Annotated in this window: 12 protein-coding genes; 3 read left to right on the forward strand and 9 right to left on the reverse strand. The window is 65.7% G+C overall.

Features of this window, described 5'->3' with window-relative positions; all coding sequences use genetic code 11:
- Positions 1-28: 28 nt before the first annotated feature.
- From MBENS4_RS27100 to MBENS4_RS00385, 8 genes are all read right to left on the reverse strand, one after another.
- Positions 29-163 carry a hypothetical protein gene (locus MBENS4_RS27100; RefSeq protein WP_255352628.1) on the reverse strand — a complete coding sequence of 45 codons (135 nt, stop codon included), beginning with the start codon at positions 161-163 and terminating at the stop codon, positions 29-31.
- A 336-nt stretch (positions 164-499) separates the two neighbouring features.
- On the reverse strand, positions 500-637 hold the full coding sequence (locus tag MBENS4_RS27105) for a DUF2092 domain-containing protein (RefSeq protein ID WP_255352629.1): 138 nt from the start codon (positions 635-637) through the stop codon (positions 500-502).
- A gap of 53 nt (positions 638-690) precedes the next feature.
- The gene (locus MBENS4_RS27110) at positions 691-1,290 is read right to left on the reverse strand and encodes a DUF2092 domain-containing protein (protein ID WP_052321901.1); all 600 of its coding nucleotides are present in this window, start codon (positions 1,288-1,290) and stop codon (positions 691-693) included.
- Positions 1,291-1,497: 207 nt separating this feature from the next.
- On the reverse strand, positions 1,498-1,818 hold the full coding sequence (locus MBENS4_RS26020; protein ID WP_199904319.1) for a hypothetical protein: 321 nt from the start codon (positions 1,816-1,818) through the stop codon (positions 1,498-1,500).
- Positions 1,819-1,920: 102 nt separating this feature from the next.
- Complete coding sequence (locus MBENS4_RS26025; RefSeq protein WP_199904320.1) at positions 1,921-2,334, reverse strand: hypothetical protein; 414 nt, start codon at positions 2,332-2,334, stop codon at positions 1,921-1,923.
- Between the two features lie 136 nt (positions 2,335-2,470).
- Positions 2,471-2,602: a hypothetical protein gene (locus MBENS4_RS27115; RefSeq protein ID WP_255352630.1), complete on the reverse strand. Its 132-nt coding sequence runs from the start codon at positions 2,600-2,602 to the stop codon at positions 2,471-2,473.
- The gene (locus MBENS4_RS00380; protein ID WP_242404720.1) at positions 2,602-3,450 is read right to left on the reverse strand and encodes a SphA family protein; all 849 of its coding nucleotides are present in this window, start codon (positions 3,448-3,450) and stop codon (positions 2,602-2,604) included. Before MBENS4_RS00380 ends, MBENS4_RS27115 begins: the two co-directional genes overlap by 1 nt.
- Before the next feature lie 107 nt (positions 3,451-3,557).
- The gene (locus MBENS4_RS00385; protein ID WP_052321902.1) at positions 3,558-4,763 is read right to left on the reverse strand and encodes a BamA/TamA family outer membrane protein; all 1,206 of its coding nucleotides are present in this window, start codon (positions 4,761-4,763) and stop codon (positions 3,558-3,560) included.
- Between the two features lie 140 nt (positions 4,764-4,903).
- Between MBENS4_RS00385 and MBENS4_RS00390 the strand changes: the two genes are divergently transcribed.
- The 3 genes from MBENS4_RS00390 (at position 4,904) to MBENS4_RS00400 (ending at position 7,902) form a co-directional block, all read left to right on the forward strand.
- On the forward strand, positions 4,904-5,962 hold the full coding sequence (locus MBENS4_RS00390) for a hypothetical protein (RefSeq protein ID WP_052321903.1): 1,059 nt from the start codon (positions 4,904-4,906) through the stop codon (positions 5,960-5,962).
- Positions 5,963-6,109: 147 nt separating this feature from the next.
- On the forward strand, positions 6,110-7,045 hold the full coding sequence (locus MBENS4_RS00395; RefSeq protein ID WP_052321904.1) for a formylglycine-generating enzyme family protein: 936 nt from the start codon (positions 6,110-6,112) through the stop codon (positions 7,043-7,045).
- A 272-nt stretch (positions 7,046-7,317) separates the two neighbouring features.
- Complete coding sequence (locus tag MBENS4_RS00400; protein WP_039387991.1) at positions 7,318-7,902, forward strand: sensor histidine kinase; 585 nt, start codon at positions 7,318-7,320, stop codon at positions 7,900-7,902.
- Between the two features lie 75 nt (positions 7,903-7,977).
- On the opposite strand, the gene MBENS4_RS00405 is transcribed toward MBENS4_RS00400, so the two are convergent.
- Positions 7,978-8,628 (reverse strand): response regulator, encoded by a 651-nt coding sequence (locus MBENS4_RS00405; protein ID WP_039387993.1) that lies wholly within the window; start codon positions 8,626-8,628, stop codon positions 7,978-7,980.
- Positions 8,629-8,813: the final 185 nt, after the last annotated feature.

Consider the following 8,813-nt stretch of genomic DNA (forward strand, 5'->3'; position numbering starts at 1 on the left):
GCGCCTGTCGGCCCCGCGCCTCAACGTATCAGCGCGGCGGATTGACCACGACGTACTGCACCGAAGAACCCGCGTATTGGGGCTGGTACCAGGTGTTCCCGCATTGCGAGTAGCTGATGCCGTTCACGATCACCGTGCTGCAGTTGGGCGGAACGCTGCGCACGATCGATCCCACCACAGCCGCCGTGGTGGCTGTTGTTCTCGTAGTGGTTGATGGTCACGTGCGAACTGCCGCGCGCGGGGGGACGGTGCCCATGGCTTGGCCGATTGTGGCTCGGCCGGTTGTGATTGGGCCGGTTGCCGCCCCCGTGGCTCGGCCGTCCACGCGGCGGCGCCATGAGTGCGGCTTGGCCCGGCGCGTCGCTGGCCGCCACCGGAAGGGGGGTGGCCACGTGCGCAGCGCGCGTCGCGGCATCGAGCGCGAGTGCGGGGAGTGGCAAAGCGGCCAGGGCGATGGACAGCGTGCCGAAAGCCAGCACGCGCATGGGATCACGAGAGGTCATTGCGCCGTCTCCTCGACTTCGGGAACTTCGCTGATCGCGATGGGCGTAGCGCCTGCGGGCGGCGTGAAGGCCAGTTCGGCCGCGCTGACCGGGGTGGTCGTATCCCAGGTCAGGACCGCCGTGTACTGGGGCATCGCGGCATCGTCGCGGTTGGTGATGACCAGCTTGCAGGGAAGCGGACGGGCCCCTAGTCGATCCAGACCTGCCAGTCGACGCGCTGCTGGCGAAACGCATAGTGCATGCACGTCCGCGAGCCGATGGTCTCGGGGCGAATGACCATCGCGCCCAGGATCCGGCTGCGCATGGTCTGGTCGGTCCCCCAGATGAACAGGTCCGCAAGCGGCACTTCCAGGCCGAACTCGGTACGCGCCTTGTCGATGGTCTGGCCGATCGTCGGCGGGGCATCGAAGGTGGCGTAGTAGTTCAGCTTGGGCGCGAAGAGACTGAAGCTCTTGCCGTCGTAGAACATCTCGCGGGTCTGGGTGTCGGCCGTGCTGACGACGCGGAAGGCATCGGGCCGGTGCACCTTGACCTCGACATCGGCGCCGAACTGGATCTTCTGCCCGGCCTCGAGCACGATTTCGCTCGTCGCCTCGGAGGTCACGGTGAAGCTGGCCAGCTGCTGGAGCGAGGCGCTCATTTCATCGAGTGCGGCCATCGCGGCCGGATCGATGGGATCTTCGGGGACTTCGGCCTCCGCGTCCTCCTGCGCGCCGACCATGTGCGGGGCACCGGCCGCCAGACAGGCCAGCGCAAGCGCGGCGTGTCGCAAGTTCGCTTTGAACATAGACGTACATCCTTCCTCATACCGGGCGAACGCCCCGGACCGGTCCGGGATCGTGCGCGGTCCGCCCCTTTTGCCGGATCGTGTTCCAGCCCAACGACTATCGCCGCGCCCGCGCCCTCTCCCCATCGGGGAAACTCCTGAGTGCCCGGAGGTCTGACCCTTGCCGCGCCATCCCTTCCCGGCCGGTCACCTCCCGGCCAATCGGGATCATTGCGGAAACAGGAAGGTGGCGACGAAACGAGCGCCCCAGTTCGGGCCGCCTTCGGGCCGCTCGGCGTAGTAGCGCGTGCCGACCGCCAGACTGATCGGCTGCTTGCCGACCGTGTAGACATGGCTCACCACGAAGTTGATCGGCACCGTCCAGGTGTCGCGCTTCCAGTCGCGCGTGGTCTCGGTGTTGATCGTGAAGGCGGTGGAATCGGGCAGTGTCTTGGTCACGAAGGGCTGGATGAAGGTGGCACTGACGCCCGGCTCGATGGAATCGCCCGCAAAGGACCAGATGTGGTTGGCAAGGAGGCCGTAGGTCATGCCCCCGCCCTGCTTGAGCACGACCGCGGTCGGCCCCGCGCCCCACTTCTCGGCCGAGAACCCGGTTTTCCCGGTGGGATAGAGGATCGCCGGCCCGACACCTCAGACCAGCCCGTTCTTCGCCTCCTTGGGCGAGAGGAAGAAGCTCTGCACCACATCGCCAAGGCCGCTCATCCCGCCCGCGCCTTGCACCGTCTCGCCCTGGGTGATGATGGGTACGATGGTACGGGTGATGAGGTTCCAGTCCTCCCCGACCGAGAAGGGGATGACCGGCTGCACGTTCACGGTAAGCCGGTCGCCGTCGGCGGGACCGTAGCAGCAGTCGTAGTTGAACTGGATGGGCACCGAGATGAGGTTGGCGACCGGATTGGCGAGCTGTTCGGCGAGCCCCGCGCTCGAGCTTTGTTCGGCCGGCGCATCGCCTGCCACCGAGACCGCCTCGTCCTCCTGCGCCTGGGCGAGCGGCGCCGCCAGCATCAGAAGCGCACCGCTCGCAACGGATAGGGCTCTTTTCATGTCGAAATTTCCTCTGGCAGTGGCTTTGCTCCGCGCATCCTCCGGGAAGCGCGAGCGTGCGGATATCGGGATTAACCCGCAGTCGCCGGGCGCCGTGCGGACGCGCCATCGCAGCACGGCGCGATACCGGGCTGGGTCAGCCCGCAGGCATGTTCATGTGGATCGGCACCGTGAAGTCGAGCCAGAAGGAGGTCCCTTCGAGACGGTTGGTCGTGTCGAGTTCCTCCATGATGCGCCCCCGGAAGGTGGCCGGAACGCCAGCCATCATCACGGTTGTCGCGGCTGTCGCGCCCACCGCGACGACCTCGCCCCGGAAGGCCCCAGCATTCCGCGGTCATCGCTGACCTGCTTCTGGTAATAGCCCTGGACGCCCAGCGAGAACTTGGGCGAAAGCGCCTTCTCGATGGCGCCCTCGATGTGGATCTCATCCCCGCTGTCATAGCCGGAATCGCGGTTGTCGCCGTTTGCCGTGTACCCGGCCTTGGCGCTGATATCCCAGCCGCTCTCCGGGTCGTGCCAACTCAGGGCGAGCGAGCCATCGACGGCCCAGCGGTGCAGCGAGAGGTTGGCAAGGCCGCTCTCGCGGTAGTGGCCGATCGGCACGTTGGTCATCGTCGAGACCTGGATGTGCAGCTTGTCCGCCTGCCACCCCAGTTGCGTCAGGACCACCGGGTCCCCGGTGGTGAGCGCGCTGTCATGGAGCGAGCCTGTCAGCGTCGTCCCGCCCGCTGGCCCTGTCAAAATCCCCTCGGCATCGATGATCGGCGCGCCCAGCGGCATGGTGACGCCCACCGCCAGCGTCCCTCCCAGGAAATTGGTCGAAGGCACCGCAAGCAAAGTGGTAAAGTCGGCAACGATCGTGGTGTCGAGGCCCAGCGTGATATTGCCATTGACCGGAATACGCCGGTTCGCCTCGGCCGAGCCGTCATAGACCCAGACCATCTTGTCGAAATAGACCCCTTCGAGCGGGGGCATCACCGCGGTCCCGGGGCCACCCGATCCCAGCAGGTAGAGCGAGGCTCCGCTCTCGGTCGCCTCGGCGCCCGGAGCCCCGAGCGCAAGGCCCGCCATCCCCAGGACGAGGGCCAGAGGCCGGTGACATGCCCACTTCATCATACGATCTCTCCACTCCTATGGGATCGTGGACAGCCTAGGATGCCAGGCCCGGCGGCGAATCCGGATTTACCCGCAGGCACGGCGTGGATCGTTCCCCACGCGCGCGCCTAGAACGCCTCACCGATGCCGAAGTAGTACGCCGCGCCGTCCTTGCCCCAGGCCACGTCGAAGCGCAGGTTCACGTTGTTGGCCTTGGATGCGAGGTAACGCAGGCCTGCCCCGCCCGAGGCCAGCGTATGGCTGTGCTTCCAGATATCCCCGCTCGATGCGGCAATGCCGCCGACACCGGCGAACCCGACCACGCCCAGCTTCGGGGTGAGGCGCTGGCGCACCTCCAGCTGGAACGCCCAGGTGGCCCCGTCGCGGTAACGCCCCGCCTCGTAGCCACGTAGGTCCCCATTCTTGCCGAACATGCACAAGTCGTAGAACGGCGCATTGCCCTTCACCGCACAGGCCGTCTTGCGCACGGCGAGCACCGTGCTGTCGGTAAGCGAGAAGTAGCCCGTCGACAGGATCTCCAGCTTGCGATGTTCAAAATCGCTGCCGAGAAAGTCGGCCCCGAACATCCAGGTCCCCGTGACGAGGACCCCCTTGCTGGGATTGAAGGGATGGTTGCGGGTATCGAAGGTGAAGGAGGGCCCGATGGCCGAAACCGTACTGCGCCGCTCGATGGTGGGCAGGTTCAGGTCGGGGCGCTCCGGTGTCGGAATGCCGATGCTCGAGCGAATGCGCAGGTAGCTCACGCGCGCGCCGACATGGAGGTTGGAGAGCAGCCCCTTGTCGAAGAGCCGGACCTCGCCATCGAGATAGGCCGAAGTTCCCCGGTTGCGCAGGTCGACCGAAACGCCCGCATCCCCGGCATTGGGGCCGATGCCGTAGAAGTTGAGCCGGGCATCGCCATACCCGCCCATCGCCGCGACCCGGAACCGGTCCTGGCCAAAGGACATCTGGTGGTAGAAACCCGCCCCCCAGGTATCGGTGCTGGTATACCCGGCCCCGACACCTGTCACCCAGGGCGTCGGCTCGTCCTTCGGGTTGTAATAGAGCACGCCCGTCACGGCGAGGCCGGTGCCGAGCGCCGGATTGGAAACAGGGATCGGCGCGATCAGCAAGTCCTTGACAAAGCGAACCTTTCCTCCCTCCTCGGGCTCTTGTGGCTCCCCCTCCTCATCCATCGCCTGCAGCGTATCCGCCTGCGCGTCGATCTCCCTGGCGAGGTCTGCGGATTGCGCCCGGAGCGGGGCCGACAGAACCAGCGCACCGGCCAGCGCGATGCCCGCCCCCAGAAATCGTACCTGCCGCCCTGTCCTCATCGCGCTCCCCGCACCGTAGTGGTCGCAAGCAGACTAGCCCGGCCTCCAGCGGGGCGGCCATCGGGTGTTCCCCCATGGCCGGGACATGACATCCCGGTCCGGTTCGGGCGCGCATGCACCCCGCCTCAGGATTTCCCCCGATGGCCGCAGACGTCCGTGCCCGCCATGCTCGGGCCATGTTGCACCGCATAGCGCTCGTCTCGCTCGCCGCCTGCCTGATCGGCGCACCGCTTCCCGCCCTGGCGCAGGGCCTGGACGAGGGCGCTGTCGGCCCGGCCGCCCCCACCAACGAATTCGAAGCCGAAGCCCGGGCCGTGTCCGGGATCGAGGTCGAGGTCGAGGTCGAGGAGGCGAACCAACCGCAGGAACCACGCCGCCGCCTCTTCCCCCTGGGAGGCAACGCCGCGCGGGCCCGGGGCTACCGCATCCCCGAGCCCTATGGCCTGGGCATGCTGATGGTATGGAACACGACCAACTTCAATTCGCACGACCTCTCGGCCGCCGTGGCGAAGGGAGCGGCCCCGGAGCCGGATGCAAACATGCTCCCCCTGCCCTCGGTCACCACGAGCCGGCTGGAGGGCGACAACCGCATGCTCGGCTTCAAGGCCGATCTATGGGTCTTTCCCGGGGTCAACGTCTTCGCCTCGATCGGCAAGGTGCGCGGCACCAACCGTATCGACATCGACATCGACGCCGATGCGGTCATCCCCTTTCCCTTCTGCCGCCCCGCGCGCCCGTGCGGAACGGTCCACCTCCCGGTCGAGACCAAGGTCAAAAACACCACCGTCACACTGGGCACGCTGCTCGTCTACGGCAACGAACACTGGTTCGCGCTCGGCTCGATCGCGAAGACCGTGAGCATCTCGTCCAAGGAGCGCTCCGACGTAAAGTCGACCAATGTCGGCCTGCGGGCGGGTCCCCGCTTCCGCCTGGGCGAGGACACCTATTTCGCCCCTTATGTGGGCGGAAACTACTTTGACCTCGACACCACTGTCCGCGGCGTCGTGGCCAGCGGCCCGGTCTTCGAGGACGGCGAGGCGCTCTACCTGCGCTACGAGGTCGGGATGGAGACGAGCCACCCGTACGCCCTGGTGACGGGTTTCAACTTCGAGCTCAATCGCCACCTCTCGCTACAGGCGGAAATCCAGGCAGGCGCCACCTCGACGCGCGTGCTCGCGACCACCGGCGTGCGGTTCTGAGCAAAAATGCACACTCAGGGTTTATACCGATACCGACCTTCAAGTCCTCCCGATATCCCCGGAATCGATGGCCGTGCATTGTCCGACTAATGCACGCGTCCGAGGAGAGATCAGGTGGATCAGAGCACAAGCCCCGATCTGAGAGACATGGTTCGGTTGGAAGGTGGGACGTTCTGGATGGGCTCGGACGAGCACTATCCCGAGGAAGCGCCGGCCCACCGGGTTCAGGTCGATGCGTTCTGGATGGATGCGACCCCGGTCACCAACCGTGAATTCCGCCGCTTCGTCGAGGCAACCGGACACGTCACGTTCGCCGAAATTGCGCCCGACCCCGCAGACTATCCCGGAGCCCTGCCCGAACTTCTCACTCCCGCCTCGCTGGTGTTCGAGCCCCCACGCCGGCCTGTTTCGCTCCGCGACATCTCGCAGTGGTGGGATTACAGGCGCGACGCAAACTGGCGACAGCCTCTAGGCGAAGGCTCCGATCTTGCAGGTCTGGAGGATCACCCGGTCGTACACATCGCCTACAAGGACGCCCGTGCCTATGCCAGGTGGGCTGGCAAGGACCTGCCGACCGAGGCCGAGTGGGAGTTCGCCGCCCGCGGCGGCCTCGACCGCGCGGAATTCGCCTGGGGCGACGAACTCATCCCCGGCGGGGTCCCGCAGGCCAATACCTGGCAGGGCGCGTTTCCCAACGAGAATACGCTGCTGGATGGCTATCTGCGCACGTCACCCGTACGCACCTACCCCGCCAACCCTTACGGGATTCATGACCTGATCGGAAATGTCTGGGAGTGGACCAGCGACTTCTACTCGCAAAGCCACCAGGGGCACGCCGACAAGGAAGGGTGCTGCGCGCCGCGCAACCCGCTCGGCGGACCACAGGAAGAGAGCTACGATCCGGCCATGCCCGGCATCCGGATCGCGCGAAAGGTCCTGAAGGGCGGCTCGCACCTGTGCGCCCCCAATTACTGCCGGCGCTACCGCCCTGCGGCCCGGCACGCCCAGCCGATCGACACCTCCACCAGCCACGTCGGCTTTCGCTGCATCGTGCGCGGCGGGCCGGGAGGCGATGGTGAATAGGGGTAGACCCGAGATTAATTTGCCATTAACACTAGAATTCGATTGTATAAATGATCCCCATGTGAAAACAAAATAAACACAACAATATAAATGTTACAAAAATAAGAATTCACACATCCGCAAACCCTTTGGATCGCGCTTCGGATGAAAGGGGACTTATGCATTCTGTTGCGACGAGAGCTGTCCATTCCCGGAAAGCCGCCTTGGGCGGCTTCGAGCGGAAAGCGAGTGCTTCAGACCTGAAGGGGGAGAGAGGAGCCCATCTCGACGTCTTGCGTGCCCGCAACGACGAGCGCCGCCAGATCGCGCGCGAATTGCACGACATCACCGCCCAGTTGTTGCTCGAACTCCAGTTCGAACTGGCCTGTTCCGATCAACAGGGCGGGAACTGGTCCGGTGGAAGTGCGCGCGAGATCGTCGCACGCCTGCAGGACCAGATGCGCTGCCTGACCTACATGCTGCATCCGCCCGAACTGGAAAAGTACGGCCTCGACGGCGCGCTGGAGGCCCTGGCCCTGGGCATGTCTGCCCGAACCGGGATCGACATCCGCTTCAAGGTGCGTGGCTACCGTGACGGCTTCCCGCCGGAGATGGAACTGGCCGTCCTGCGCATCGCCCAGGAAGCCCTGATGAACGTGTTCAAGCACAGCCGTTCGGATCGTGCCGAGATCCGGCTTCACTGCACCTGCAACTGGCTGTGCCTGCGCGTGCGCGACTTCGGCGTGGGCATCAAGAACCGCAAGGCCATTGTCTCGGGCCTGGGCGTGGGCCTTCGCGGCATGGCCGCACGCATGTCCGAAGTGGGCGGCGAAGTCCGGGTTCCCCCCTCGAGCGTGGGACCGCGGTTACGGCGGTAGTGCGCAGTCCGCTGGGCATCTGCAACGAGATGACCTGCCCCAAGTCCTGCCCGGGCCCTTCGGCCCGGTGGCGCTTCAAGGCTCGATGATATTGTTGCGCACCGCGTACCGTACCAGGTCCGCGGTGCTTTTGAGGTCGAGTTTGCGCATGGCCGCGGCGCGGTGCGTTTCGACCGTCTTGATCGAAAGCTCCAGGATCGCCGCGATCTCCTTGTTCAGGCGCCCTTCCGCAATCAGCTGAACGATTTCGCGCTCACGCGGGGTGAGCGCGGTGGCCGAAGCCTCGCGCGCGGCCATCTCCACGAAGCGGTCGAGCAGGGTCTGCGAGACATTCCCCGAGAAGTAGGGCCGGCGCAGCGAGAGCGCTTCCACCGCGGCAAGAAGGTGCTTGCTGGCCTCCGATTTCAGGAGATAGCCCCTCGCCCCGGCCGTCAGCAGTTCGGCCAGCACGTCCTCGCGGTCGTGCATCGTAAAGACCAGCACCTCGGTCCGGGGCAGTTCCTTCTTGATCGCACGGGTCAGCTCCAGTCCATTCATCATCGGCAGCGAATAGTCGATGATGGCAATATCGGGCCGCACCGAGCGCACCACTTCGAGCGCCTCGCGGCCATCGCCCGCTTCGCCCACCACTCGCCAGTCGGGATGCGAGGAGATGACCGAGCGCACTCCCAGGCGGATGGCCTCATGGTCGTCGGCCAGTACGATACGGCGCACAGGACTGCTCATTTTACCTCTCCGGCCGAGTGGCGGCAATATCTCAAGGTCAGCATGGGTCCGATCATGGAAGGACGAGCCGCCCCGGCCCATAGGGGTTGACCCGCATTCGAGCCTCGGCGCGTCCCACATCGCATGGCATTTGTCCCCTCGCGTACCAAGTTTCCCGGTCGAACCGGGGCAGACTTCAAGACCTA

Source organism: Novosphingobium sp. MBES04 (assembly GCF_000813185.1).
Taxonomy (GTDB): Bacteria; Pseudomonadota; Alphaproteobacteria; order Sphingomonadales; family Sphingomonadaceae; genus Novosphingobium; species Novosphingobium decolorationis.

Bases quoted from the DNA above. Each gene is read 5' to 3' on its own strand.
- MBENS4_RS27105 (WP_255352629.1), bottom strand. From the start codon at position 637: ATGCCCCAGTACACGGCGGTCCTGACCTGGGATACGACCACCCCGGTC.
- MBENS4_RS27110 (WP_052321901.1), bottom strand. From the start codon at position 1,290: ATGTTCAAAGCGAACTTGCGACACGCCGCGCTTGCGCTGGCCTGTCTG.
- MBENS4_RS26020 (WP_199904319.1), bottom strand. From the start codon at position 1,818: ATGACCTACGGCCTCCTTGCCAACCACATCTGGTCCTTTGCGGGCGAT.
- MBENS4_RS26025 (WP_199904320.1), bottom strand. From the start codon at position 2,334: ATGAAAAGAGCCCTATCCGTTGCGAGCGGTGCGCTTCTGATGCTGGCG.
- MBENS4_RS27115 (WP_255352630.1), bottom strand. From the start codon at position 2,602: ATGATGGCTGGCGTTCCGGCCACCTTCCGGGGGCGCATCATGGAGGAA.
- MBENS4_RS00380 (WP_242404720.1), bottom strand. From the start codon at position 3,450: ATGATGAAGTGGGCATGTCACCGGCCTCTGGCCCTCGTCCTGGGGATG.
- MBENS4_RS00385 (WP_052321902.1), bottom strand. From the start codon at position 4,763: ATGAGGACAGGGCGGCAGGTACGATTTCTGGGGGCGGGCATCGCGCTG.
- MBENS4_RS00390 (WP_052321903.1), top strand. From the start codon at position 4,904: ATGGCCGCAGACGTCCGTGCCCGCCATGCTCGGGCCATGTTGCACCGC.
- MBENS4_RS00395 (WP_052321904.1), top strand. From the start codon at position 6,110: ATGGTTCGGTTGGAAGGTGGGACGTTCTGGATGGGCTCGGACGAGCAC.
- MBENS4_RS00405 (WP_039387993.1), bottom strand. From the start codon at position 8,628: ATGAGCAGTCCTGTGCGCCGTATCGTACTGGCCGACGACCATGAGGCC.